This window comes from Streptomyces sp. SM10 (assembly GCF_002910915.1).
GTDB lineage: Bacteria > Actinomycetota > Actinomycetes > Streptomycetales > Streptomycetaceae > Streptomyces.
This window is the reverse complement of record NZ_NEUF01000068.1, coordinates 148418-172940: the sequence shown is the minus strand read 5'-3', so window position 1 is coordinate 172940 and position 24523 is coordinate 148418. Positions and strand designations below refer to the sequence as shown.

Below are 24523 nucleotides of genomic sequence, written 5' to 3'. Positions count from 1 at the left end.
CCGGGGGCCCGCCCGCCGTCCCGCCGCGTCAGCCGCGGTGGAGCAGAGTCAGCATGACCTCGTACAGCGTCGCCTCCGGGTCCGCCGCCGCGCCCTCGGAACGCCAGGCCACGAATCCGTCGGGGCGCACCAGCACCGCGCCCTCGGCGGACGTGCCGTGCGCTGCGGCCCAGTCGGCCCCGTTCTCGGGCTCCAGATCGGCACCCGGGGCGGAGCCGACCCCGTAGGCGTCCAAGGGGACCGACAGACGCTTCGCCACCTGCTCCGCCGCCGTGCGCCAGTCCGGATACCGGGCGTCGCTCAGCAGCACGAACGACTTCTCGTACAGATCCAGCGTCGACACACGACCGCCGTCCCGGCCGAGCCACATGTGCGGCGCGCGGGTACCCGGGTCGCCCGTCAGGCCCACGCCCTCCGGCACCACCGGGAGACCGGGATCGACGTCCAGGACGGCGCCCCGCACATAGCGGTAGCCGAGCGCGACCGCGAGCATCCCGCCCTTGCGACCGCCGCCGGGTCCGGGCGAGCCGGCGTATCCCGGGTGGCTGTGCTCGCTCGAACGGGCCGACGCACGCGCGCTCGTGGCCTGCGCCACCGGCAGCCGCTCCGCCTCGTAAGTCCTGAGCAGTCCCGGCCCCGCCACCTCGTCGATCACGGCGGCCAGCTTCCACGCGAGGTTGTGGGCGTCCTGGATGCCGGTGTTGGAGCCGAACGCCCCGGTGGGCGACATCTCGTGGGCCGAGTCGCCGGCCAGGAAGACCCGGCCGGCGCCGTACCGCTCGGCGACCCGCTCCGCGGCGTGCCACGGAGCCTTGCCCGTGATCTCCACGTCCAGGTCCGGCGCTCCGACCGCCCTGCGGATGTGCTCCGCGCACCGTTCGTCGGTGAAGTCCTCCAGCGTCTCGCCCCGGTCGGGCTGCCACGGCGCGTGGAACACCCACTGCTCCTCGTTGTCCACGGGCAGCAGCGCCCCGTCCGCCTCCGGGGCGGTCAGATAGCAGACGATGAAGCGCCGGTCGCCCACCACGGACGCGAGCCGGCGGGAGCGGAAGGTGATGCTCACGTTGTGGAAGAGGTCACCCGGACCCGTCTGGCCGATTCCCAGCTGCTCACGGACCGGACTGCGGGGCCCGTCAGCCGCGACGAGATAGTCCGCGCGCACCGTGGTGTGCTGCCCGGTCTCCCGGTCCTTCACCACGGCGGTGACACCGTCCGCGTCCTGCTCGAAGCTGACCAGCTCGGTGGAGAACCGCAGCTCGCTGCCCTGCGCGCGGGCGTGTCCGACGAGTACGGGCTCCAGGTCGTTCTGGCTGCACAGGCACCAGCCGCTCGGGCTGAACCGGGCGAGCCCGCCACCCGGGTCGATCTCCTTGAACAGCCACTCCTGGTCGTCGCCGGTGAGCGATCCGGCCTGGAGGATGCCGTGGTTCTCCGCGAGCACGGACGCCGCATCGCGGATCAGGTGCTCCGCGCCCGCGGCACGGAACACCTCCATCGTGCGGACGTTGTTGCCGCGCCCCCGAGGGTGCGTCGAGGTGCTGCTGTGCTTCTCCACCAGCAGGTGGCGCACGCCGAGCCGGCTCAGGAAGAGGGATGCGGACAGGCCCACAAGGGAGCCGCCCACGATGAGGACCGGTACGCGTAGGTCGACGTTCTCGTTCATCAGTTGCTCCAGCTCGGACGCATGACGGATGCAGTGTCCATGCCCTCGCGGGAGGTCTTCGGCCGGGCTTCGGGCGGCGCCTCACCTGAACGGTTCATAAATATCGCGCCGCCCGTACCAGCGTTCCACGATCAGTCGCGGGAGCGATGCTCGCTATGCGGGGGTGGATGCCACGTGCCGGCGGGCAGGGACCTGCGCCGCTTCCAACCGAAACCGACGGATGACGAGGGGCCACGGGACGTGGCCGCCGCACCGTCTCGAAGGAGAGCGAAAGATGACAACCCTCTCGGAACGGATATCTCAGTCCGCCTTCGACGGTTCGAGGCTCCGGGTCATACTGCTGCTGGACCTGCACGACGGCGCCCAGAACCAGTTCCTCGAGGCGTACGAGCACATGCGCAACCAGGTGGCCTCGATCCCCGGACACATCAGCGACCAGCTGTGCCAGTCCATCGAGAACCCCTCGCAGTGGCTCATCACCAGCGAGTGGGAGAGCGCCCCGCCCTTCCTCGCGTGGGTGAACAGCGAGGAGCACGTCGCGACGGTGCAGCCGCTGCACAGCTGCGTCCGTGACACGCGCTCCCTCCGCTTCAGCGTCCTGCGGGAGACCGGGGTCGCGTTCGAGAAATCACCCGAGCCCGTCAAGAGCCGCCTCCAGTCCGCCCCGCGGCTGGGCGACGGCGTCGTGCGCCACGCGCTCACCTTCACGGTGAAGCCGGGCACGGAGGAGATGGTCGCGAAGATCCTCGCCGACTACGACTCCCCCCAGGCCCGCGTGGACGAGAACACCCGGCTGCGCCGAACCTCGCTCTTCATGCACGGCAACCGTGTCGTGCGGGCGGTCGAGGTCGAGGGCGACCTCATGGCGGCTCTGCGCCACGTCTCCCGCCAGCCCGAGGTCAGGGCCGTCGAGGAGGCCATCAACCCCTACCTGGAGCAGGACCGCGACCTCAGCGATCCCGACTCCGCCCGGATGTTCTTCACCCGGGCGGCACTCCCGACCGTCCACCACGTGACGGCAGGGCGTCACGCCGCCGGCGACGTCCAGCGGCACGCGCTCTTCTACCAGGCCAAGGAAGGCTGCGGCATGGCACTGGCACGGCTGCTCGCCGGCCAGGACGAGGAAGTGGCGAACGACGCGTCGAGCCCCGTCGAGAGCAGCACGATATTCCAGCGCGACGACATCGTGGTGCGGCTCCTGGAGGTGAGCGGCCCGCTCGGCGCACAGCCCGCGCACGCCCTCGGCATCGGCGACCACCGCAAGGCAGCCATGCTCGGCCGGCTGCTCGACGGCGGTGCGAACGGCCTGCCGACGACCGACGAAGAGGCCGCGCGCTTCCTGGAGCAGGCCGAGATGGATCTGATCACCGACCGTCGGGCCACCGATTCCTGACCGTGTCACCGGCAGCACGGTCACCCCCGTGCTGCCGTCACACCGCACAACGTGCCTGGAGGAGAACAGCCATGACCACCCACCGGCCTCGCATCGTGGACCTCAGCGAGACTCAGCCCAACCGCAGGCGCGGAGGCGACCTGCGCGCCCTGCTCACCCCCACAGCGGTGGGCGCCACCAGCGGTTTCATGGGCCTGGCCATCGTCGCCCCCGGTGACCGCATCGGCGAGCACTACCACCCGTACTCCGAGGAGTTCGTGTACGTGGTGGAGGGGCTCCTCGAAGTGGACCTCGACGGCGAGTCGCACCCGATGCGACCCGACCAGGGCCTGCTGATCCCGCCGCACGTCCGCCACCGCTTCCGCAACGTGGGTGACGTGGAAGCGCGCATGGTCTTCCACCTCGGCCCGCTCGCCCCGCGCCCCGAACTCGGCCACGTGGACACCGAGGTCACGGAAGCCGCGGACCCCAGTGACGGCTACGCGCCGCCAGAACGAACGGGGGCCGCCTCATGACCCGGCGTGTTGCCGTCACCGGGGTCGGCGTCGTCGCCCCCGGTGGCATCGGAGCCCCGGCGTTCTGGGACCTGCTCGCCAACGGCCGGACCGCGACACGCGGCATCACGCTGTTCGATCCGGCCCAGTTCCGTTCGCGTATCGCCGCCGAGTGCGACTTCGACCCCGTCGCCCACGGCCTGGACACGGAACTGATCGCACGCTCGGACCGGTACATCCAGTTCGCGCTGGTGGCAGCCCGGGAGGCGCTGGGCGACGCCGGCCTCGACCTCGAGAAGGAGGACCCCTGGCGCATCGGGGTCTCCCTCGGGACCGCGGTCGGCGGCACCACCCGCCTCGAGCACGACTACGTCGCCGTCAGCGGCAGCGGATCGCGCTGGGACGTCGACCACCGGCCGGCGGGAGCCCACCTCGAGCGGGCCTTCGCACCGAGCACCCTCGCCTCCGCGGTCGCGGAGGAGGTCGGTGCGCACGGACCGGTGCAGACCGTCTCGACCGGCTGCACGTCCGGCCTCGACGCGATCGGGTACGCCTTCCACTCCGTCGAGGAGGGCAGGGTCGACGTCTGCATCGCCGGGGCGTCCGACACACCGATCACCCCCATCACCGTGGCCTGCTTCGACGCGATCAAGGCCACCTCGGCGAACAACGACGACCCGGAGCACGCCTCCAGGCCGTTCGACGCCCGCCGGGACGGCTTCGTGATGGGTGAGGGCGGAGCCGTCCTCGTGCTGGAGGACCTCGAGCACGCCCGGGCCCGCGGGGCGACCGTCTACTGCGAGATATCGGGGTATGCCACCTTCGGCAACGCGTACCACATGACCGGGCTGACCACCGAGGGGCTGGAGATGGCCGAGGCCATCAACACCGCCCTCGCCCACGCCCGGCTCGACGGCTCGCAGGTCGACTACGTCAACGCGCACGGCTCGGGCACCAAGCAGAACGACCGGCACGAGACGGCGGCGGTGAAGAAGGCCCTGGGCGCGCACGCCTACAAGGTGCCGATGAGCTCGATCAAGTCGATGGTCGGCCACTCCCTCGGCGCCATCGGAGCGATCGAGATCGCCGCGTGCGTCCTGGCACTCAAGCACCAGACGGTGCCGCCGACGGCCAACTACGAGACCGCCGACCCCGAGTGCGATCTCGACTACGTACCCCGCACCGCACGGCCCCTGAAGCTGCGCAGCGTGCTCTCGGTCGGCAGCGGCTTCGGCGGATTCCAGTCCGCCGTCGCCATGACCCGATCAGGCGGGAGGACCCCATGAACACCCCGGCAACTCCGGAACACCGCCGCTCCGTCATCACGGGGATCGGTGTCGTCGCCCCCAACGGGACGGGGGCCGGCGCCTTCTGGAAGCAGACCCAGGAAGGCGTCAGCGTCCTCGACCTCGTGTCCCGCGAGGGCTGTGAGAACCTCCCGCTGCGGGTCGCCGGCGAGGTCAGGGACTTCGACCCGGTCGCCTACATCGAGGAGCGTTTCCTCGTCCAGACCGACCGCTTCACGCACTACGCCATGGCCGCCGCCGACCTCGCCCTGGAGGACGCACGGCTCGGACGCGCGGACTACGAAGGCGCGCCGTTCAAGGTGGGCGTCGTCACCGCCGCCGGATCCGGCGGCGGCGAGTTCGGCCAGCGCGAGCTGCAACGGCTGTGGGGAGAAGGCTCCCGCTTCGTCGGTCCGTACCAGTCCATCGCCTGGTTCTACGCGGCCAGCACCGGCCAGATCTCGATCCGGGGCGGCTTCAAGGGGCCCTGCGCCGTGGTGGCCAGTGACGAGGCCGGCGGTCTCGACGCGCTCATGCACGCCGCACGCTCCATCCGGCGGGGCACGGACGCCGTCGTCGTCGGCGCGGCCGAGGCACCCCTCGCGCCGTACTCGGTCGTCTGCCAGCTCGGCTACGACGACCTCAGCCTCTGCGACGAACCCACGCGCGCCTACCGGCCGTTCACCGCGGACGCCTGCGGCTTCGTGCCGGCCGAGGGCGGAGCCATGCTGGTGGTCGAGGAGGAGACGGCGGCCCGCGAACGCGGGGCCAGGGTCCGGGCCGAACTGGCCGGCCACGCGGCCACCTTCACCGGCGCGGCCCGGTGGGAGGAGTCCCGCGCGGGACTGGCCCGGGCGATCGAAGGGGCGCTCCGCGAGGCGGACTGCGCCCCGGAGGAGATCGACGTCGTCTTCGCGGACGCGCTGGGCGTGCCCGCGGCGGACCGTGCCGAGGCCCTGGCCATCGCCGATGCCCTGGGCCCGCACGGCCGGCGGGTCCCGGTGACCGCGCCCAAGACGGGGACCGGCCGCGCCTACTGCGGCGCACCCGTCCTCGACACCTCCGCCGCGGTGCTCGCCATGGAACACGGCCTGATCCCGCCCACGCCCAACGTCTTCGAGGTGTGCCACGACCTGGACGTGGTCACCGGACGCGCACGCCCCGCGGAGATGCGGACGGCGCTCGTGCTGAGCCGAGGACTCATGGGATCGAACGCGGCGCTGGTGCTGCGGTACCCCACCGACCCCTCCGTGTGAGAAGGAGCAGTTACTCATGGACGCTCAACTGACGTACGAAGAGCTGGCCGCGCTCATGAAGAGCGGCGCCGGCCTCACGGTCGACCCGTCGGAGATGGCAGGCCGCCCCGGCTCGGCCTTCGACGAGTACGGCCTGGACTCGCTCGGCCTGCTCGGCATCGTCGCCGCGCTGGAGAACCGGTACGGCCGTCCGCTGCCGGCCGACGCCGACCGGTGCAGGACGCCCGGCGAGTTCCTCGACCTCGTGAACAACACCCCAGTGACAGGAGTCTGACGTGTCCGGACACACCGAGAACGAGATCACGATCGCCGCACCCCTGGACCTCGTCTGGGACATGACGAACGACCTCGAGAACTGGCCGCAGCTCTTCAGCGAGTACGCGGCCGTCGAGGTCATGGAGCGCGAGGGGCAGAAGACGACCTTCCGCCTCACGATGCACCCCGACGACAACGGCAAGGTCTGGAGCTGGGTCTCCGAGCGCACCACGGACCGCCAGGGGCGCAACGTACGCGCCCGGCGGGTCGAGCCCGGTCCGTTCCAGCACATGGACATCCGGTGGGAGTACTCGGAGGTCCCCGGCGGCACGCGCATGCACTGGCGCCAGGACTTCGCGATGCGCCCCGACGCCCCGGTCGACGACGCGTGGATGACCGACAACATCAACCGCAACTCGCGCGTCCAGCTCGAACTCATCCGCGACAAGATCGAGCAGCGTGACCGGGAACGCCGCACCGCCTCGGTCACCGCCAACTGAGGTCCCGAAAGGCAGCCAGATGCACCACGCACTGATCGTCGCCCGAATGGCACCCGAGTCCGCTCCGGACATCGCGGAGCTGTTCGCGGCCTCCGACGACACCGACCTGCCCCACCTCGTCGGCGTGAACAGGCGCACCCTGTTCCAGTTCGGCGACGTGTACCTGCACCTGATCGAGTCCGACCGTCCCCCGGGCCCGGAGATCGCCAAGGTGACGGAACACCCGGAGTTCAAGGCCATCAGCGACCGGCTGACCGCCTTCGTGAGCCCCTACGACCCGCAGACCTGGCGCGGTCCGAAGGACGCGATGGCCCAGCAGTTCTACCGCTGGCAGCGCGACGGCTCCGCCTGACACACAGTCGATCGCCCCGGGTCCGGCACCTGAGTGCCGGACCCGGGGCGATTTCCGTGCGCCCTCGCGCCGGGTTACGGCACGACGCACTCGAACGCGTGCAGGTACGCGTTGACCGGGTGGATCTCGCCCACCTGCAGGCCCGCGTCGGACATGCGCCCCACCAGGCTCTCCCTGGTGTGCTTCGCGCCCCCCACGTTGAGCAGGAGCAGCAGGTCCATGGCGGTCGTGAACCTCATCGAAGGGCTGTCGTCCACGAGGTTCTCGATGATCACCACACGAGCACCGGAACGGGCCGCGGACACCACGTTGCGAAGCGTCCTGCGGGTGCTCTCGTCGTCCCACTCGAGGATGTTCTTGATGATGTACAGATCCGCCTCGACCGGGATGTCCTCACGGCAGTCCCCGGGCACGATCCGCACGCGGTCCGCGAGCCGGCCGCCGTCGCGCAGCCGTGCGTCCGCACGTGCCACGACACCCGGCAGGTCCAGAAGGGTGCCGTGGACCGACGGGTGCTTCTCCAGCAGGCTCGCGAGGACGTGTCCCTGACCGCCGCCGATGTCGACGACCGTGGTCACCCCGGTGAGGTCCAGCAGGTCGGCGACGTCCTGCGCGGACTGCACGCTGGAGGTGGTCATAGCCCGGTTGAACACCTGCGCGGACTCGCCCGCGTCCTGGTGGAGGTATTCGAAGAAGCCCTTGCCGAACGTCTCGGGGAAGACGCTCGAGCCGGAGCGCACCGCGTCGTCGAGGTGCGGCCAGACCTCCCAGGTCCAGGGCTCCGTGCACCACAGGGCGATGTAGCGAAGGCTGTTCGGGTCGTCCTCCCGCAGCAGCCGGGACATCTCGGAGTGGACGAACTTCCCGTCCGGCGTCTCGCTGAAGATCCCGTAGCAGCACAGCGCCCGCAGGAGCCGCTGCAGGGGGACGGGCTCGGCGTCCACGACGAGGGCGAGCTCGGCGGCCGACGCCGGCGTCTCGCCCAGCGCGTCCGCGACGCCCATCCTGGCCGCCGCGCGCACGGCCGCGGCGCAGGCCGCTCCGAACGCGAGCTCCCGCAGCCGCATGGACGGCGGCGGGGTCTGCCCGACGGACACGTGCGGTGCGGCGAGGGAGGTGGCGGCGGGAGTGGTCTCGGGGGTGGGACTCACGGTGGTCATACCGTCTCGTTTCTCCTTGTGCGGCGGTGCGCCGTCATCCGGCACACATGCCGGCCGGGACGGACGTCCCGCACGTGTTGCTCTGGAAGGTGTTGCCCTTGCCCGCGGTGTCGCGGTTGGCGAGGTCGGCCGGCTTGTTGCCGCGCACGAGGTTGTCGCTGACGGTGTTGTCGGTGTTCAGCGCGCCCACGAAGCTCTTGAACAGCACAATGCCGCCGGAGAGCGGGGTGGAGCCGACGTTGCCCCGGATGACGTTGGAACGCACGATCGTGCTCTCGCTGCCGGTGAGGACGATGCCGGACCCCTGGATCGCGGAGAGGCGCGGGGTCGCCGGACAGAACTTGTTGTTCTTCAGGATCCGGTTGCCGCTGATCGTCATCGCGCCGGCCGCGGGCTTGGACTCGTCGCCCACCACGAACACCCCGCTGCAGTTGCCGGTGAGCGTGTTGCCGTCGATCACGAGGTTCCTGACCCGGCGGGCGGTCACCCCGATGCGGTTCCCCGACACCGAGTTCTCCACGACGAGCGTGCCGCCGGTGTCCGTGGCCCCGCCCTCCTCGCTGACCGAGTTGGCGACGAAGATCCCCGCGTCGCCGTTGGAGGTGGCGGTGTTGCGCCGGAAGTCGCCCCGGGTCGAGCGCTCCTGGGCGATGCCCCACGTGCCGTTCTTCGTGGCGGTCACCCTGCGGACGGAGAGACCGTCGGTCCAGGACGCCCAGATGCCGTTCTTGCTGAAGCCGGAGACGGTCAGCGCACGGATCCTGACGTCGTCGACGGTGTGGCCCTTGGTCCCGATCACGCAGATGCCGTTCCCGCCGGCCGCGCAGGCGTTGGCCGCCCTCGGGCCCTTGGCGGCCTCGGCGCCCTTGGCGGGCTTGGTGGACTTGGCGGGCTTGGCCGCAGCCGGCTTGATCACCGTGCGCTCGCCGGTTCCGCGCATGGTCAGGCCGGGCTTCGTGATCAGGACGCTCTCGCGGTACGTCCCGGGCATGACGACGATCGTGTCGCCCGGGTGCGCGGCGTTCACAGCGGCCTGGATCGATTGGCCCGGGTGCACGGTGTGATCACGGTGTCCGGACGCCGCGGTGGGGACGGCCGCGAGACCGAGCGTGGTGGCCGTGACGACGGCGATGCCCGCCAGGCATTTCATGTGTCTTGTTCTCATGAGCCGAAGCTATGGGCGATCATCCGCCGGTGCCACGCAAGGTGAGCGTATGGATACAAGGCGTGCCTGAATGGCTTACTCGGCCACGGCGCCCGTCACCCAGCGCGTTCGGGCGGCCCGCCGCACGAGTCGCGGCCCCGGACTCCCGGACGACCGGGACGGACGGTCCGCCGAGGTACGGTGAGCCCGTGCGGCGGCTCACCGCATGCCTGCGCGTACCGGGGCGCGCGCCGTCGTGACCGCCGGGATCCCGTCCGCGGCGACCAGCTGTGCGGGCGGATGCCGGCCGCCGTAGCGTGACCCCCATGACAGGTGAGCGGGATCTTCGAACACTGCTGCGGAGCATGCGACCGGAGCTGCAGCCCGGCCGCTACGTCTACACGACCCTGCCCGGCGGTGAGGTGCCCAGCGGGATCACCCCGGTGGTCACCGTCACCGAGCAGGAGGGGCTGACGCTCGTCGTCCCCGAGGCGCATGCCGTGGAGGCAGGGCTCGCGTACCACTTCACGGCCGGGTGGATCACGCTCCGCGTCCACTCCGCACTGGACGCCGTCGGACTGACCGCCGCGGTCTCCCTGGCCCTCACCGACGCGGGGATCAGCTGCAACGTCGTCGCCGGATTCCACCACGACCACCTGTTCGTGCCGTACGGGCGCGCGGCCGACGCGGTGCGGGTCCTCGATGCGCTGGCCGCCGAGTCCGGGTAGGAGTGCCCGGCTCCGCAACGTGAGCCGGGACACGTAACATGGCCCCATGTCCTTCCTCCGCCGCCGTAGCGCCGCCACACCCGCGGGCCCGGACTTCGACGTCCTGGCCATGGACCCGGGGGACTGGCCCGGCAACCTCGGCGCCGGTCTCCTGCCCGCTCCCGACGGGAGCTGCCAGGGTGTCTTCCTGCGCTACGACCTGTTCGGCGGACGCGGCCCCGCGATGATCATCGGCAATCTGCCGGAGGGCTCACCGGCCCGCGAGACCGAGGACGGCCAGGTCCCCTTCGAGGTCGCCCAGCTGCTCCTCGCGCTCGAGAACGACGAGCCGGTCGAGGTGACCGGCTCGGAGGACGTGCCCGTCATGCAGGGGGACAGCCTGCTGATCGTGCGCCGCGTCAAGCTCTCCGAGAGCCGGATCTCCTGCGTCCAGTTCGACCGGAGCGACGGCGTGCTCGTCACCATCGCCAGCTGGGACCGGCCGATCACGGATGACCTGTACGCCCTGCTGAAGCCACTTCCCGCGGAGCTGTTCCAGCAGGGCTGAAACGTCCCTGCGCCGTCAGCAGCCGCGTGATCCGCGCCGCCGACGTACCGAACCCCGTGGGGCCGCCGAGGTGCCACGGGGTCGCGTTGCCCCGCCGCAGGTCCTGCTCGCGGTAGCGCCGGCAGTCCCGGTGCCAGATCAGGATCCCCGCCAGCCAGTGCTGGAGCTCGAGCACGTATCCGGCGAGGACCTCCCTCGCCTCCGCGTCCAGCTCGAAGTCGTCGTACAGAACCGGCAGCTCCCTCTCGGCGACATGCTGGAACTGGCGCATCCGGGAGTTCATCAGGTCGTCCACGATCGCCACCCCCGTCGGATAGTCCACCCCGAAGAAGTTCTGCACGACCAGGACTCCGTTGTGGACCTCGCCCTCGTACTCGATCTCCTTCTGGTACGAGAACAGGTCGTTCAGCAGGCAGGCGTAGTCCGCTGCGGCGTTCTCCAGGGAACGCATCGGGCCGCTGCGGTAGACGGCCTCAGGCACCTTCCTGCCGTGACCCAGCCGGCACAGGCTCATCGTCAGGTCCGAACCGAACGTGGCCCGCCGCATCTCCATGTAGTCCACCGGGTCGGGAATCCGGTTCTGCGCCTGGTTCGCCAGCTCCCACAGCCAGCTCGCCGTCATCGACTCCACCGCGTCCCGGAACGTGCGGCGCGCACCCTCGTCCATCGGACCAGCCGTCCGGCGCCAGAGGTCGGCCAGCCCCCGCTCCAGCGCGTTGACGGGCTCGGGCACGGACGATCCGTCCAGCGGCATGAACAGCGACAGCCGCTCGTTGGCCAGCCGCGCCCCGGCCAGATCACGCGTCCGGCCGTGCACCACCGGGAACCAGTCGTCACCGTACGTGCCCCAGGTGAGCCACCCCGAGGAGAGATCGAGCTCGTCCGCGGTGGCGTCGGGGTCCAGCCCCGCCGCGCAGAGCGGCAGATCGGTGGCGAGGAGCCGCTCCTCGTCCCAGATGTGCGAGCCCGGCACACCCGGCTGCGCCTCCAGCAGCCCCATCCTGCGGGACCAGTCCACGATCCGTACGCGCGCACCGTCCAGATGCGGGCTCAGCGTCGTGCTGAACGGCATGTCGAAGTCCGGCAGCAGCGAAGGGCCGACGCGCCGGTACGGAACATGGGCGTGGCTGCGCTGCCGGAACGCCGCGGCACGGGGGGTGAGCCGGATCGAGGCGGCGGCCATGCCGAAGCCGGGCACGCTCTCGCCCGCGCCGCCGCCGTTCATGTACCGGCTGGAGCGCATGTGCCACTCGTGGCCGCCGGACTGCCAGTCCTGGAGCCCCTTCACGTACGCCAGGACGGCGGCGGTCCCGTCCGGGGTCAGTCCCCTCTCCATGCACAGCGGACCGAGTTCGGTGAGGGCGGTGTTCTCGAACTGCTGGAGGCGGGAGGTCAGCAGGTCGTTGACGGCTTCGGCGGCCTCCTGCGTCGAGCAGCGCAGGAACCTCTCCAGGACCAGCACACCGTTGCTGTTCTCGCCCTCCTCCTCGACCTCGCGCTGGTACGAGAAGAGGTCGTTGCGCAGATGCACGCCGTCGGAGAAGGCGTCCCGCAGCACCCGCAGCGCCCTCGCATCCGCCACCGCGTCGGGTACCTCCGCGTTCGCCGCGTACTCCACCAGGCCCGCCGACCACGGCGCTCCGCCCACCTTGCGGCGCATCTCGATGTACTCGACGGGGTTGGCGATACGCCCCTCGTTGATGTTCGCGAGCTCCCACAGGGACTCGTTGAGCAGATTCTCGGTCGCCTCGGCGAACCGGGCCCGCCAGCCGTCGGACATGGACGGCACGGTCCTGGCCCAGAGGTCGGCCAGCCCCGCCTCCACCGGATTCGTCGGCTCCGGAATCACCGCGCCCCGGTCCATCGGCATGAACGCGGGCAGCCGGTCCAGATACCGCTTCCCGCCTTCACGGTCCGGAGTGCGTTTGAACAGCTCCAGGAAATGGTCGTCGAAGAAGAAGACCCACACATACCAGTCGGTGACCAGGGACAACGCCTCGGCCGAGCAGTCGGGGTGGGTGTACGCGCAGAGCAGGGCGTAGTCGTGGGACTCGAGGTCCTCCGCCTCCCAGACACCGGAGCCCTCCAGCATCCCCATCCCGCGCGCCCATTCCCTGGTGTGGCTCCGGGCCGCCTCCAGATGAGGGTTGAGACGCGCCGGGTACGGCACGTAGAAGTCCGGCAGTGAGAAGGGCTGTGCCATGTGCGTCGGGCCTTTCCGAGAACTCCACCCGGTCCACGCGGACCGGTCCTGTCGGCGGCAGCACTACCCTTCGGCCATCCGGGGCACGCACAGCGCGGAATAGTCACACAAGCTCAGGTCTACCTGCACACTGCACTCTTGACTCACCGACACCTCCCGCCACAGAGTGTGCGCCGACCGATCAATGCGGGGAGGCGCCCCCGGGCACAGCTCTGCCACCCCGGCCCAAGAAGGGTTGTCATGACGTCGAAGAAGAGGACCAGACTCGCGCTCGCACTGACCACGGCGGGGGCGCTGAGCGTGGCGCTTCTCTCCCCGGCGGCCGCCGGCGCGGACACCGTACGACCGGATTGCCCGCGCGGTCTTTCCTGCGACTGGGTTCCCGCGGCCTACCAGCAGACCGGCGACCCGGCGGACAAGGACACCTACGGAAACTACGACACGGCGGACCGGCCCGACAGCAACGCCGTCAAGTTCATCGTCCTGCACGACACCGAGGTCGACTACGACACCACCCTGAAGATCTTCCAGAACCCGGCCAACCAGACCTCCGCCCACTACGTGGTGCGCTCCGCGGACGGCCACGTCACACAGATGGTGAAGAACAAGGACGTCGCCTGGCAGGCGGGCAACTGGTACCTCAACACCCACTCCATCGGCATCGAACAGGAGGGCGTCGCGGCCGAGGGCGCCAAGTGGTACACCCCCGAGATGTACCGCTCGACCGCGCGGCTGGTACGGCACCTGGCGGCCAAGTACGACATCCCTCTCGACCGGCAGCACATCCTCGGCCACGACGGTGTGCCGCCCACCAGTGCGGCCGGCACGCAGAACATGCACTGGGACCCGGGCCCCTACTGGGACTGGAACCGCTTCATGGCGCTGCTCGGCAGGCCTACCGTGCCGAGCGCCCCCAGGAGCAGCGAACTGGTCACCGTCAGTGCGGACTTCACCAAGAACCAGCAGGAGTTCCGCGACTGCGAGAAGAGCGTCGACCTGCCCCGGCAGGGCAGCAGCGCGGTCCCCCTGCACACCGGACCGTCCGAGGACTCACCGCTCTTCTCCGACCCGGGCCTGCATCCGGACGGCTCGCCCGGGACGAACTGTGCGGCGGACTGGGGCAGCAAGATCAGCGCCAGCCAGCAGGCCGTCGTCGCCGGCAAGGCACCCGGCTGGACGGCGATCTGGTGGTACGGGGAGAAGGCGTGGTTCCGGACCCCCGAGGGCACCCGGGTCATCAGCCCCACGTCCGGCCGGGTCGTGCGGCCGAAGGCCGGCAAGGCCGAGGTGCCGGTGTACGGCGTGGCCTACCCGGAGAAGGGGGAGTACCCCACGGACTTCGTCAAACCGACCGTGGGCAGCCCACTCGTCTACACCATCAAGGCCGGGCAGGCCTTTCCTGGCGGTGGCGAGGCACCCACCGGCTACTACTACGCGCCGACGATCGACGCGTCGAAGCCGTACGACCACACGTACTTCCGTGGAGGCCAGAAGTACGTGACGGTCCAGATCGGCCACCGGATCGGCTTCGTGAAGGCGTCCGACGTCGATGTGGTGCGAGCCGGTTCATGAGCCGGGGCTGAGACCGTCGACGAGCGCTGCGGGACCCATGTGTCGGCATGGGTCCCGCAGCGCGCTTCCCCCGTCCTTCAGGCGGGCGGCCCCGGCGTGGTCAGCGTGTGCCCACTGCGGCACGGACGGCCCGCCGGGCCATCGCGCAGTCGTCGTGCAACCTGCGCAGCAGCAGACGCTGTTCCTCGCTGGAGGAGAGGACGCCCTGCCGTGCCTGGCCGCCTCCGGCGGGCGCGCCCTCACGCATGGCGCGCTGCACAGCCGTCTCGTACGTACGGATCTCCCGGGTCAGCACGATCATGAGGTTGACCAGGAAGGCGTCCCGGGCCGCGGCTCCCGCCGCCTGCGCCAGCTGGCTGATCTGGCGCCGTGACGCCGGCGCGTCACCGAGCACGGCCCACAGCGTCGCGAGGTCGTACCCCGGCAGATACCAGCCGGCGTGCTCCCAGTCGACCAGCACAGGACCGGTCGGCGGCAGCAGGATGTTGGAGAGGAGGGCGTCTCCGTGGCAGAACTGCCCCATGCCCTGCCGGCCGCCCGCATGGGCCAGACCGTGCAGCAGCTTCTGCAGGTCACCCAGGTCGCGATCGGTGAACAGGCCCAACTCGTGGTAACGGGCGATGCGCGCGGCGTAGTCCAGCGGCGCGTCGAAGAGACCGGCCGGCGGCCTCCAGGCGTTGACCCGGCTGACCGCTCCGAGGACGGCCCGCAGGTCCGCGCGGGGCGGTGCCTCCGCCGGATGCCTCGTCAGCGCCGCGACCCGGCCGGGCATCCGCTCGATCACCAGGGTGCAGTTCTCCGGGTCGGCTGCGATGAGCCTCGGGACCCGGACCGGTGGGCGGTGCCTGACGAAGGCGCGGTATGCAGCTATTTCGTGCCGGAACCGCTCCGTCCAGGCGGGGGAGTGGTCGAGTAAACACTTGGCGACCGCGGTCGCGCGGCCGGTGGTGCCCACGATGAGCACCGAGCGGCCGCTGCGGCGCAGCACCTGAACCGGGTTGAACTCCGGGCAGATGCGGTGCACGGAGGCGATGGCCATCCGCAGCTGCGCGCCCTGGGCGCCCGAGAGGTCCAGTCTTCCGCTGAGCGGTTGGGAGCCCGGCCCCGCCGCCCGCCGGGTCCGACCCGCGGCGGACGCCGGAGACGCGGCGCGGGGGTCGAGGTACGGCCCGCCGCCCGTCCCCGCGGGACGGAGCGGTCGGGGCGGGGCGGACACGGAGGACGATGCTGTGTACATGGGCGAGACAGATCCCTTCGTGCGCCGACAAGTTGCGTGCGCCGCCCCGGCCGGCGGCCGTTCGGCACCCTGGGGAGTACCTAGGGCTGCCGGGCGGGGTGGCGCATTCCTACCTGACACCGGAGCGCGGGTGGCACAACATCTAGCGACCCCTGGCGAACCCTGGCGAATATTCGCCGGGCATCCGCCAGGGGGCTAGGGTCAAGTCAGCCGAGAACCTGGGGGCTTGACGTGACCGGAGAACCCAACACCCGCCTTTCCGACCTGTTCGGCCTCGCCGGCTGGTCCAAGGGGGAACTCGCGAGAATGGTGAACAGACAGGCGGCGGCCATGGGCCACCTCCAACTGGCCACCGACACCTCGCGGGTGAGGCGTTGGATCGACATGGGGGAGTCCCCCCGCGATCCCGTGCCCGAAGTGCTGGCAGCTCTGTTCACCGAGCGGCTCGGCCGTGTCGTGACCATCGAGGACCTCGGGTTCGGCCGGCGCGGGCGTGTGGGGAAGCGGCGAAATGCCGGGACGGAAGAGAATCCCGACGGATTGCCGTGGGCGCCCGAACGGACGGCAGCGGTCCTCACCGAATTCACGGGAATGGACCTCATGCTCAACCGACGCGGCTTGGTGGGTGCGGGCGCGGTGCTCGCCGCCGGCTCAGCTCTCACCGGCGCCATGTACGACTGGCTTCACTCGGAGCCCGCTCCGGCGGCCCGGGCTCCACGCCTCAACGACCCCATGTACGCCGACAACGCCGGCTTCGACCTCTACGAGGCCGCCCCCATCGGTTCCGAGGAGATCGAGGCGCTCGAGCGCTCGGTCGAGGTGTTCCGGGCCTGGGACGCCTCGAGAGGCGGCGGACTCCAGCGCAAGGCCGTCGTGGGGCAGCTCAACGAAGTGGGCGGCATGCTCGCCTACCACCACCCCGAGCACCTTCAGCGACGTCTCTGGGGCGTCGCCGCCAACCTTGCGGTCCTCGCCGGCTGGATGTCCCACGACGTCGGCCTCGAACCCACAGCCCAGAAGTACTTCGTGATCGCGGCGCACGCGGCGCGTGAGGGCGGCGACCGGCCACGTGCGGGCGAGGCGCTCTCCCGGGCCGCCCGGCAGATGGTCCACCTCGGCCGGCCGGACGACGCGCTGGACCTGATGAAGCTCGCCAAGTCCGGTTCGGGTGAGGAGACCCTGCCGCGTACCCGGGCGATGCTGCACACCATCGAGGCCTGGGCGCAGGCGTCCATGGGCCGTGGGCAGGCCATGCGGCGCACACTCGGCGAGGCCGAGGAGCTCTTCGTGTCGGACAAGGGCGATGTGCCGCCGCCGAGCTGGATGCAGATGTTCGACGAGGCGGACATGCACGGGATGCAGGCCCTGGCCTTTCGTACGCTTGCCGAGCACGACCCGGCCGCGGCCTCGACCGCTCAGCGCCACGCGAAGCAGGCTCTCGATCTGCGGATAAACGGCCGCCAGCGATCCAAGATCTTCGACTACATCTCGCTGGCGTCGGCGTGCTTCATCGCCGACGACCCGGAGCAGGCCGACCGGTACGCACGTCTCGCCCTGGTGTCGATGGGGGAGACCTCATCGCACCGCACATGGGACCGGCTGCGGGAGATGTACCGGCTCACCGGCCAGTTCGCCGGGTACGCCAAGATCGAGGACCTGCGTGAGGAGATCGAGCTCGCCCTGCCGCCGAGCGCCTCGAACAAGAAGGCCAAGGAGTCCCGGATCTGATCCGGGTCCCCCGGCCGAGCGCGGGACGACGGCGGTCCCCGGTGGGCGGGTCGGCTGTGCCGGTGGGCGATCAGGGGCTCGACGTTCCGGAACTCCCTGAAGGGCCGCCACCATGGTGCTTCGGGACGGCGGGTCACTCCCTCAGGCTTCGACGCGGGCAACCAGGACGCATGCGTCGTCGAGCCGTTCAGCCGCACCGAGCTCCTCGACCACGATCCGTGCGCAGTCCTGTGCCGTGTCGGCCTGCGCGAAGCGGGGCGCCAGCTCCAGCAGGGCGTCCGGGCCGGTGGCGCGGTCGCTCTGCCGAGTCAGTCCGTCGGTGTGCAGGACGAGCACGTCGCCGGGCCGCAGCTCCACGTGGTCCTGCTCGTAGGTCACTCCGGATGCCGCACCGAGCAGCACTCCGTCCGGCGCGGGCAGAGGACGCCCTACGCCGTTGCGGAACAGCAGCGGCGCGGGGTGGCCTGCCTGTGCCCAGACGAGTGTGCCGGTCGCCGGATCGAAGCGGCAGCATACGGCGCTTCCCAACGCAGGCTGCGGCGAGCATTCGATCAGCTGGTTCAGATGGCCCATCACCTGGCCCGGCTCCACTCCCGCCATGGCCATGCCTCGCAACGCGCCGAGCAGCATGGCCATGGCCGAGGTCGCGGGGATCCCGTGGCCGGTGAGGTCACCGACGGTGAGCAGGGTCTTGCCGTCGGGGAGTGGCAGCGCGTCGTACCAGTCGCCGCCGATCAGCTCGCTCGAACCCGACGGCAGGTAGTGAGCGGCGACGTCCAGGCCGCTCGCCCCCCGGCCGGGTATCGGCAGAGATCCGCGCCACGGCGGCAGAACGGCCTCCTGGAGTTCCACCGCGATCCGGTGTTCGGCGCGGGCCATGTGCTCCTGGCGCCGCAGCGTGTCCTGTGTCCGGCCCACGACGTGCTGACCGCGCCGCAGCCGGCTGACATCGCGCAGGACAGCCCACATGGAGGCGGTGCAGCCTTCGGAGTCGAGAACGGGCTCGCCCGTCATGTGCAGCGTCCGCATGGCGCCGTCGGGCAGCAGGATCCGGAATTCGCCGTCTATCGGCCGGCCGTCCACCAGGCAGTCGGTGACCATGGACGTCAGGACGGGCTGGTCCTCCGCGAGGAGGACGGACGGCAGCTCGTCGAGTGACAGCGCTCCCGTCCCCGGTTCCCTGCCGAAGATCTGGTACAGCTCGTCGGACCAGCTGACCTCGTCGGTGAGCAGATTCCACTCGGCGCTGCCCACGCGGCTGAGGAGCGAACCCGTCGGCGGCTCGTACGGCGTCCGTGAGCCAGCCTCTCCCGTGGGCTCGGCGGCCGCCGAGTCGGGGATCCCGTCCCGCAGCTGCCCCAGATGTTCGCCCAGGTCGTCGAGCTGGTGGACGGCGAGCTCGCAGAGCGCCCGCTGCCACCGCAGCCGGGGATCGTCGTCGTCGGTGGTCACCGAGGTGTCGCGCCGCACCGCGTCCACGTCGCCGCGCAGGAGCCGCGTCCGGTTGATCAGCGCGTCGACGGCGTCCCGCTCGGGAGGTTGTGGGGCGGGGCGGTCCGCAAACAGATGGGACGGCATCTGGTACTCCGATACAGGCGGTACGGCCGGTTCGTGGGGGTGGACCGACCACGACTGTGGCACAGGCTGGGGGGCCCCGTAAGGGGTTTGGCAACACTCGACACGTTCTTGCTTCCGGCATATGCCATCGGCGGGGTGGGGTGTGGGTCCGCCGAACACCCTTGCCCCTGGCGGGGAGTTGACGCAAGTCACCCGGCGTGAGCAGTCCGGCGTACGCCCGCGCGTGCGGTCCCGCACGGCTCGCACCGGCCGGGAGCAGGGCATATGCGGAGTCGCGCGAGGCCGCGGATCGGTGACCTTCGCGACCGGTTGCGCGACCAGGTCGACCGCGTGTTCGGCGCTGGTCCGGGTGTGTGTCGAGTGCTCGTTCGGAAGGGGTGTGGGCGAGGGGCGGGGGTGCCGCGCTCCGGGGGTGCCCGTCGGCGGGAATGCCGACGCACCTCCCCCCGTTGTGTGAGTCATAAAGGAAAACGACACCCATTCCCATCCAGGGTCGGGGTCGTCATCCCCCTGGAGGCCTCAATGGCGCGCAGTGAGACAAGGCCCGTCGTCCTGCTCCGGTCGACGGCCGGAACCGGCCACACCTATGTGACGAGGAAGAGCCGGCGCAACGACCCCGACCGGCTGGAGCTGCGCAAGTTCGACCCGGCCGCAGGGCGCCACGTCGTGTTCCGTGAGGCCCGCTGACCGTCCACGTCATCGCCGTCCCGCCACCGAACGAGCTCGCGGCCTGCGTAGTCGTGGTGTGGATCACATGGCGGGGGGTGGGTTCACGGGAACGGTGGATGGTGGTTTATCGTTCACCTATACGTGGGAGTGACCGGCCGGACGTGGTCCGCCTTCACCCCCGCACACAAGCCGCCCCGGCTGGATTCCCCCGATCCGGCCGGGGCTCCCCCTTTTCCGGGGTGGGTACGGCGCGACGCCCGTGGGTGCCGCCGGTCGCGGCCGCGCCCCATGGTCTGCGCTCACACGGTCTGCGTGAGATCCGCCGCGTAGTGCTCGATGGCGGGCCGGTACGCCTGCACCCCCGGACTGTCGCTCGTGGTCGCCACCAGCCGCAGCAGAAGCTGCATGGCCTCGTGATGCTCGCCCGTGTTGAACAGGGCCATGGACAGGAAGGTCCGCAGAGCTCCGTCGTCAGGAAACTCGGAGACGCCCCGTCGGAGCGTCTCGACGGCCTGACCGAACCTGCCCAGGACGCGGTAGGTACTGCCGAGCCCCAGGAGCGCCCCGTGGCGGTCCACGCCGCTGAGCCCGTCCCCCTGGAGGCAGCGCTCGTAGTACGGCACGGCCTCGGCCTCCAAGCCGAGCACATCATGGACCCACGCGGTCTGATAGGCGACGTCGGCCGCGTCGGGGAACGCGGCGGTGAGGGAGAGGAGACGTTCCCTGGCCTGCTCCGGGTGGCCCTGTTCCCGCAGCCGCACGGCCTCCGCCAGCAGTTCGTCCTTCTTCTGTGCGCTCATGCGCACATGCTCGCACCCCCAGGGTGTGGCCGGCGGGGTTGGGGGCATCCGTTCCGCCATGACAGCAGAGGCGAATGGTAGTGCACGACGCAGAGGTACAGGACGTCTTCTGCTGCGCGCGGCAGCGTTGGCCGCGGCGTTCCTGGCGCTGGTGGCGTTCTCGGTGGTCCTGGCGAAGGTGACGCTCACGCCGTCGCCCGCGTCGGAGGACATCGTCACGTCCAATCTGAAGCCGGGGAGGTCCCTGCGGCAGTACGCCGAGGACTACACCTTCCTCGCCGCGTGCAAACAGGCGGGGGGAAATCTCCTGCTCGGCGCACCGTTCGGTGTCCTGCTGCCGATCCTGGTGCCGCGCCGGCTCCGGATGCTCCGGATGACCGTGCTGACCGTACTGGTCATCGCGGTCGTCGAGCTCACGCAGGGCGCGCTCGTGGCGGGGCGGGCGTTCGACATCGATGACGTCATCCTCAACACGTCCGGCGCGCTGCTGGGTTACCTCGTGATCGGCCGGCGCGTCAGCCGTCGCTACCATGCCCTCTCCGACGATCCGGCGCCGGCGAAGGGGGCGAGGACCGCGCCCCGGACCTCGGACACGGCCGAGCCGGCCTCCAGGAGGAAGGCGAAGCCGGCCGCGGGAGAGAAGTCCGGAGCAGGGGCGAAGGCCACGTCCGGGGCGCAGGCCAAGCCCGGCACCAAGGCGCGGTCCGGTACGAAGGCCAAGCCCGCCGCCCCGTCGAAGACCGGGGTGAGGGCGCGGCTGGGCCGGAGTTCCGACGAGCCGGCCGCACGCCGGAGCGCGTCCGCGCCGGTGGCTCGCGGACGCGCTCTGGTCGACAGGTGGCGCACCCGCCGGGAGTAGCCGGGCGGGGGAGCGCCCGGAGCCCGCCGACGTGGCGCGCGGTAGTGGATCGTCAGGTTCTCTCGCGGGGCCCGGCGCGTGCGTTCGAGGCGTCGTCGTCCGTCGCCTGCGGCGGCACGCGCCGGGCCCGGCTCCCGGATCCGGCCTGATCCGGACCGAGGACCCTAGAGCGCCGGGTAGGCGTTCTTCATGAGCTCCTGGAACTGGGCGGAGAACCACTGGCCGGAGACCGGGGCGTCGGGCAGCGCTCCGGACAGGTTGTTGCCGTTACGGGCGTTGCCCGTGTAGGTCGGGTCGCACATCCGGTCGAATCCCTTGCCCTCGTTGTTCGGGATCTCCTTGCTGGAGCCGTCCGACTCCCCCGGGGGCTTCATCCAGACGTAGGCGTCGATGCCTGCCGCCGGGGCCGCCTTCGGCCGTTCGCCGAGGCCGGCTCCGGCCTGGTTGCACCAGTTCCCGAGGTGGATGCGGCGGTCGTACCGTCCGCCGTCCACATAGGTGTCGACGCTGGTCGTCGCGCCCGGCCCGGTCGGCCGGTTCGTGCCTCCCCAGCCGTTGCGCGAGGTGTCGATCAGCATGCCGATGCCGGACTTGAAGCCGACCGAGACCAGCTCGGTGCGGAAGGCCTGCGCGAAGGACTGCTCGTCCGTGTAGCGGTTCCAGTCCACCCACTTCGACTGGCGTACGGACGTCCCGTTGACCGCGTCGTCGATGGTGAAGTTGGTCTCCTTCGTGGCGCCGTAGTTGGCCGTGTTCACGATGAAGCCGTGCACGTCGTCGAGCGTCGCGCCCTCGGACGTGGCCGCGATCTTGAAGATGTCGGCGGAGGGGCCGAAGTTGTCGTCCCAGCCGATCCAGCCGTGGTGCCCCGCGTCGATGTAGTTGTAGACGTTGGGGGCGTCGCCGAGCTTGTTGAGCGCGTAGCCGACACCCTTCTCGTAGTTCCCGTTGGCCTTCATGACGTCACAGGCCGGGGTCGCCGTGGGGCGGCTGCCGGTGTTGGTGACCAGGTTGGGCAGGGAGTCGATCTCGACGGTGGTGACGATGCGCAGGCCGGCGTACTTCGAGTCGGCCAGGATCGCGGCGATCGGGTCGATGTACTCCGTCTTGTAGCGGCCGATCTCGGTCGGACCGAGCTCGCCGTTCGAAGAGAGAGCCGAGCAGTCCCGTCCGGGGAGGTTGTAGATGACCAGCTGGACGACGAGTTCGCCGGACCCCTTCTGGGTCAGGGCCTCATCCAGGTGGTCACGCAGGCCCATGGTGCCGTTGGCGCCCTCGATGGCGGCGATACGGTCGAGCCAGACGCCCGTCGGCTGATCGGCCACCCGGCTGCCGCCCGGCTCGGCGGCCGCGTTCGCCGACCACTCCGGGTTCACATAGACCTTGGCACCCTCGTACGGGTTGTCGACGCGGCTGCCCGCGGGCGGATCGGTGGGCGGGTCCGTGGGGTCGGTCGGATCGGTCGGGTCCGTGGTGCCGCCGTTGCAGGTGACGCCGTTCAGCTTGAAGGTCGCGGGAACGGCGCTGTTGCCGTCGCCCGACGCGTTGAAGCCGAAGGAGGCGGAGGCGCCGGTGGCGAGAGCGCCGTTGTAGGAGAGGCTCTTCGCGGTGACGGCGGCGCCGCTCTGCGAGACCGTGGCGTTCCAGCCCTGGCTGATCTTCTCGCTGCCGGCGAACGACCACTCCAGCTGCCAGCTGGAGACGGCGTCACCCGTGTTCGTGACGCTCACCGCGGCGGTGAGCCCGCCGTTCCACTGGTTCTGGATCTTGTAGTCGACGGTGCAGCCTGCCGCCGCTGCGGCAGAGGCTCCGAAAGGGGCCACCGCGGCGGCGGAGCCCGCGGCTGCGGCGACGAGTGCGCCCGCGGCGATGAGCGCCGTCCGGGATCGGCGCAGGGTGGTGCGGCTCGTGCGGCTCATGCGAAATCCGTTTCCTCAGCTGTCGAGGGCGCGCGGGTGATCACGCAGCCCGATTCCGTACGGGGTGGGGGTACCGTCGTAGTCGCTGATCAAGGACGGGCCGTGGAGAGGTCCCAGGTGTTGCAGGTCCGTCCGGTGGAGAGAGGCCCGCGGTCGTCGAACCCCGGCGCGACCCGGTCGGCGAAGCCGGTGGGGGCAGGGGAGCTCGCCGATCCCGCCCGTGGTGAGGGGGTGTCGGCGTGACCGGTGCGAGCGGGAGGGTGCAGCAGTTCTCGTTCGCACGGACGGGGGAGTGGTCGACATGCCACGAGGTGACGGGCGGTCCTGCGCGCCCGCGGTCCTGGTGGCCGGAGCCGGTGGCGGGTGCCGCCGGCGTACTGGTCGGGATGAGGTGAACCAGCCCTGGGACAGGGCCTGTTCGGCCGGGATCGGTGACTGGTCCCGGCTCCGGGAGGTGGGCGTCCGTGGATGCCTTCCTCTTGTCCGCGTGATGCGGTCACTGTGCTCAGGCCAAACGGGTACTCCTTCTCCGGGTGCATGAGGGCGGTACGGGTGTGCGGCCCGCGCAGAGGCGTGCTCGACGAGCTCGGTTCTCCGGACGCCCGGTTCGGGCGTACCGCTACGGGGACGGGGGAGCCGCCGGACCGGTGGAGCCGGTCGGATCCGTGGTGCTGGGCGTGCTGTCGAGCCCGGACGCACCGGACGCGAGGGGCGATCCCACGCCGGAGGGGGAGCCGCCCGGTGAGCGTGCACTCGTCGCGTGTGTCCCGACCGGACGGTCGCCGGCGGAACGACCTACCGGAAGACGCCGCCCCGCTGATGCGCGGTGCTGTTCTCCACCGTGCGTACGGGGGGCGCATCCGGAAGGTGTGACCATGGCCGCGGCAGCACCGCGTGCCATGCAGAGCACTGCTCCGGCGAGCAGTCCGAACAGGTGCGACAGGTGCGAGGGTGGTGCATGAACGACTCCTTGCAGACCGGGCGTGCCCCCTACGGCACGTGGACTGGTGGAACCGCTCCCACTGGTGTGGCTTGACGTTAGAGCGTCAAGTGGTGTCGGTCAACACACCCGTTCTGATCTCTTGGTATCGAAATAATTCGACTCTTCACGTCTCTTGACTCCCATTTTCCTCATCCCCATGCTGGGAGCGCTCCCACTGCTTCAAGGCTTGTGCTCAAC

General features: G+C 70.6%; 21 protein-coding genes. 13 read left to right on the top strand and 8 right to left on the bottom strand.

The features are described 5' to 3' along the window. Positions 1-28: 28 nt before the first annotated feature. Positions 29-1663, bottom strand: a complete 1635-nt coding sequence (locus B9S57_RS09725; protein WP_103515123.1) for an FAD-dependent monooxygenase — start codon at positions 1661-1663, stop codon at positions 29-31. A 274-nt stretch (positions 1664-1937) separates the two neighbouring features. On the opposite strand from B9S57_RS09725, the gene B9S57_RS09720 reads away from it, so the two are divergent. The 7 genes from B9S57_RS09720 (at position 1938) to B9S57_RS09690 (ending at position 7199) form a co-directional block, all read left to right on the top strand. Further along, complete coding sequence (locus B9S57_RS09720) at positions 1938-3056, top strand: TcmI family type II polyketide cyclase (RefSeq protein ID WP_103515122.1); 1119 nt, start codon at positions 1938-1940, stop codon at positions 3054-3056. A gap of 71 nt (positions 3057-3127) precedes the next feature. Continuing rightward, entirely contained in the window at positions 3128-3571 is a 444-nt protein-coding gene (locus B9S57_RS09715) for a cupin domain-containing protein (protein ID WP_103515121.1), read from the top strand. After that, entirely contained in the window at positions 3568-4836 is a 1269-nt protein-coding gene (locus tag B9S57_RS09710; protein WP_103515120.1) for a beta-ketoacyl synthase, read from the top strand. Before B9S57_RS09715 ends, B9S57_RS09710 begins: the two co-directional genes overlap by 4 nt. Continuing rightward, positions 4833-6092, top strand: coding sequence for a ketosynthase chain-length factor (locus B9S57_RS09705; RefSeq protein ID WP_103515119.1), 1260 nt, complete (start codon positions 4833-4835; stop codon positions 6090-6092). The genes B9S57_RS09710 and B9S57_RS09705 overlap by 4 nt, the downstream gene beginning before the upstream one ends. 16 nt (positions 6093-6108) lie before the next feature. Beyond that, positions 6109-6366, top strand: a complete 258-nt coding sequence (locus tag B9S57_RS09700) for an acyl carrier protein (RefSeq protein ID WP_103515118.1) — start codon at positions 6109-6111, stop codon at positions 6364-6366. A gap of 1 nt (position 6367) precedes the next feature. Further along, a complete protein-coding gene (locus B9S57_RS09695; RefSeq protein WP_103515117.1) occupies positions 6368-6847 on the top strand; it encodes an SRPBCC family protein in 480 nt (159 codons plus the stop codon). Between the two features lie 19 nt (positions 6848-6866). After that, positions 6867-7199, top strand: a complete 333-nt coding sequence (locus tag B9S57_RS09690) for a TcmI family type II polyketide cyclase (RefSeq protein WP_103515116.1) — start codon at positions 6867-6869, stop codon at positions 7197-7199. A gap of 74 nt (positions 7200-7273) precedes the next feature. Here B9S57_RS09690 and B9S57_RS09685 read toward each other — a convergent pair whose 3' ends face one another. Beyond that, positions 7274-8359, bottom strand: coding sequence for a methyltransferase (locus B9S57_RS09685; protein WP_103515115.1), 1086 nt, complete (start codon positions 8357-8359; stop codon positions 7274-7276). A 34-nt stretch (positions 8360-8393) separates the two neighbouring features. Further along, positions 8394-9524, bottom strand: a complete 1131-nt coding sequence (locus B9S57_RS09680) for a nitrous oxide reductase family maturation protein NosD (RefSeq protein ID WP_258036334.1) — start codon at positions 9522-9524, stop codon at positions 8394-8396. Between the two features lie 305 nt (positions 9525-9829). Between B9S57_RS09680 and B9S57_RS09675 the strand changes: the two genes are divergently transcribed. After that, positions 9830-10231 (top strand): ACT domain-containing protein, encoded by a 402-nt coding sequence (locus tag B9S57_RS09675; protein WP_103515113.1) that lies wholly within the window; start codon positions 9830-9832, stop codon positions 10229-10231. A 46-nt stretch (positions 10232-10277) separates the two neighbouring features. After that, positions 10278-10778 (top strand): hypothetical protein, encoded by a 501-nt coding sequence (locus B9S57_RS09670; protein WP_103515112.1) that lies wholly within the window; start codon positions 10278-10280, stop codon positions 10776-10778. On the opposite strand, the gene B9S57_RS09665 is transcribed toward B9S57_RS09670, so the two are convergent. Continuing rightward, positions 10717-12981 (bottom strand): Geosmin synthase, encoded by a 2265-nt coding sequence (locus B9S57_RS09665; RefSeq protein WP_103515111.1) that lies wholly within the window; start codon positions 12979-12981, stop codon positions 10717-10719. The genes B9S57_RS09670 and B9S57_RS09665 overlap by 62 nt on opposite strands. 240 nt (positions 12982-13221) lie before the next feature. On the opposite strand from B9S57_RS09665, the gene B9S57_RS09660 reads away from it, so the two are divergent. Continuing rightward, positions 13222-14553: an N-acetylmuramoyl-L-alanine amidase gene (locus B9S57_RS09660; RefSeq protein WP_103515110.1), complete on the top strand. Its 1332-nt coding sequence runs from the start codon at positions 13222-13224 to the stop codon at positions 14551-14553. Positions 14554-14653: 100 nt separating this feature from the next. Here the strand turns inward: B9S57_RS09660 and B9S57_RS09655 are convergent, their stop codons facing one another. After that, positions 14654-15790 carry an aminoglycoside phosphotransferase family protein gene (locus tag B9S57_RS09655; RefSeq protein WP_103515109.1) on the bottom strand — a complete coding sequence of 379 codons (1137 nt, stop codon included), beginning with the start codon at positions 15788-15790 and terminating at the stop codon, positions 14654-14656. A 231-nt stretch (positions 15791-16021) separates the two neighbouring features. Between B9S57_RS09655 and B9S57_RS09650 the strand changes: the two genes are divergently transcribed. Continuing rightward, positions 16022-17518 (top strand): hypothetical protein, encoded by a 1497-nt coding sequence (locus B9S57_RS09650; RefSeq protein ID WP_103515108.1) that lies wholly within the window; start codon positions 16022-16024, stop codon positions 17516-17518. Positions 17519-17659: 141 nt separating this feature from the next. On the opposite strand, the gene B9S57_RS09645 is transcribed toward B9S57_RS09650, so the two are convergent. After that, positions 17660-19096 (bottom strand): PP2C family protein-serine/threonine phosphatase, encoded by a 1437-nt coding sequence (locus B9S57_RS09645; protein WP_103515107.1) that lies wholly within the window; start codon positions 19094-19096, stop codon positions 17660-17662. 522 nt (positions 19097-19618) lie between these two features. Here B9S57_RS09645 and rpmG point away from each other — a divergent pair. Further along, positions 19619-19783 carry a 50S ribosomal protein L33 gene (gene rpmG, locus B9S57_RS09640; RefSeq protein ID WP_103515106.1) on the top strand — a complete coding sequence of 55 codons (165 nt, stop codon included), beginning with the start codon at positions 19619-19621 and terminating at the stop codon, positions 19781-19783. A 281-nt stretch (positions 19784-20064) separates the two neighbouring features. Here the strand turns inward: rpmG and B9S57_RS09635 are convergent, their stop codons facing one another. Next, a complete protein-coding gene (locus B9S57_RS09635) occupies positions 20065-20565 on the bottom strand; it encodes a tetratricopeptide repeat protein (RefSeq protein WP_103515105.1) in 501 nt (166 codons plus the stop codon). Positions 20566-20623: 58 nt separating this feature from the next. On the opposite strand from B9S57_RS09635, the gene B9S57_RS09630 reads away from it, so the two are divergent. After that, entirely contained in the window at positions 20624-21424 is an 801-nt protein-coding gene (locus B9S57_RS09630) for a VanZ family protein (protein ID WP_103515104.1), read from the top strand. Between the two features lie 164 nt (positions 21425-21588). Here B9S57_RS09630 and B9S57_RS09625 read toward each other — a convergent pair whose 3' ends face one another. Beyond that, complete coding sequence (locus tag B9S57_RS09625) at positions 21589-23343, bottom strand: glycoside hydrolase family 6 protein (RefSeq protein WP_308457390.1); 1755 nt, start codon at positions 23341-23343, stop codon at positions 21589-21591. Positions 23344-24523 lie beyond the last annotated feature (1180 nt).

What these genes read in the sequence shown, in the direction of transcription:
- B9S57_RS09720 (WP_103515122.1), top strand. Translation starts at nt 1,938, where the DNA reads ATGACAACCCTCTCGGAACGGATATCTCAGTCCGCCTTCGACGGTTCG.
- B9S57_RS09690 (WP_103515116.1), top strand. Translation starts at nt 6,867, where the DNA reads ATGCACCACGCACTGATCGTCGCCCGAATGGCACCCGAGTCCGCTCCG.
- rpmG (WP_103515106.1), top strand. Translation starts at nt 19,619, where the DNA reads ATGGCGCGCAGTGAGACAAGGCCCGTCGTCCTGCTCCGGTCGACGGCC.
- B9S57_RS09630 (WP_103515104.1), top strand. Translation starts at nt 20,624, where the DNA reads ATGACAGCAGAGGCGAATGGTAGTGCACGACGCAGAGGTACAGGACGT.
- B9S57_RS09710 (WP_103515120.1), top strand. Translation starts at nt 3,568, where the DNA reads ATGACCCGGCGTGTTGCCGTCACCGGGGTCGGCGTCGTCGCCCCCGGT.
- B9S57_RS09685 (WP_103515115.1), bottom strand. Translation starts at nt 8,359, where the DNA reads ATGACCACCGTGAGTCCCACCCCCGAGACCACTCCCGCCGCCACCTCC.
- B9S57_RS09700 (WP_103515118.1), top strand. Translation starts at nt 6,109, where the DNA reads ATGGACGCTCAACTGACGTACGAAGAGCTGGCCGCGCTCATGAAGAGC.
- B9S57_RS09665 (WP_103515111.1), bottom strand. Translation starts at nt 12,981, where the DNA reads ATGGCACAGCCCTTCTCACTGCCGGACTTCTACGTGCCGTACCCGGCG.
- B9S57_RS09680 (WP_258036334.1), bottom strand. Translation starts at nt 9,524, where the DNA reads ATGAGAACAAGACACATGAAATGCCTGGCGGGCATCGCCGTCGTCACG.
- B9S57_RS09645 (WP_103515107.1), bottom strand. Translation starts at nt 19,096, where the DNA reads ATGCCGTCCCATCTGTTTGCGGACCGCCCCGCCCCACAACCTCCCGAG.
- B9S57_RS09670 (WP_103515112.1), top strand. Translation starts at nt 10,278, where the DNA reads ATGTCCTTCCTCCGCCGCCGTAGCGCCGCCACACCCGCGGGCCCGGAC.
- B9S57_RS09725 (WP_103515123.1), bottom strand. Translation starts at nt 1,663, where the DNA reads ATGAACGAGAACGTCGACCTACGCGTACCGGTCCTCATCGTGGGCGGC.
- B9S57_RS09715 (WP_103515121.1), top strand. Translation starts at nt 3,128, where the DNA reads ATGACCACCCACCGGCCTCGCATCGTGGACCTCAGCGAGACTCAGCCC.
- B9S57_RS09625 (WP_308457390.1), bottom strand. Translation starts at nt 23,343, where the DNA reads ATGAGCCGCACGAGCCGCACCACCCTGCGCCGATCCCGGACGGCGCTC.
- B9S57_RS09655 (WP_103515109.1), bottom strand. Translation starts at nt 15,790, where the DNA reads ATGTACACAGCATCGTCCTCCGTGTCCGCCCCGCCCCGACCGCTCCGT.
- B9S57_RS09705 (WP_103515119.1), top strand. Translation starts at nt 4,833, where the DNA reads ATGAACACCCCGGCAACTCCGGAACACCGCCGCTCCGTCATCACGGGG.
- B9S57_RS09660 (WP_103515110.1), top strand. Translation starts at nt 13,222, where the DNA reads ATGACGTCGAAGAAGAGGACCAGACTCGCGCTCGCACTGACCACGGCG.
- B9S57_RS09675 (WP_103515113.1), top strand. Translation starts at nt 9,830, where the DNA reads ATGACAGGTGAGCGGGATCTTCGAACACTGCTGCGGAGCATGCGACCG.
- B9S57_RS09635 (WP_103515105.1), bottom strand. Translation starts at nt 20,565, where the DNA reads ATGAGCGCACAGAAGAAGGACGAACTGCTGGCGGAGGCCGTGCGGCTG.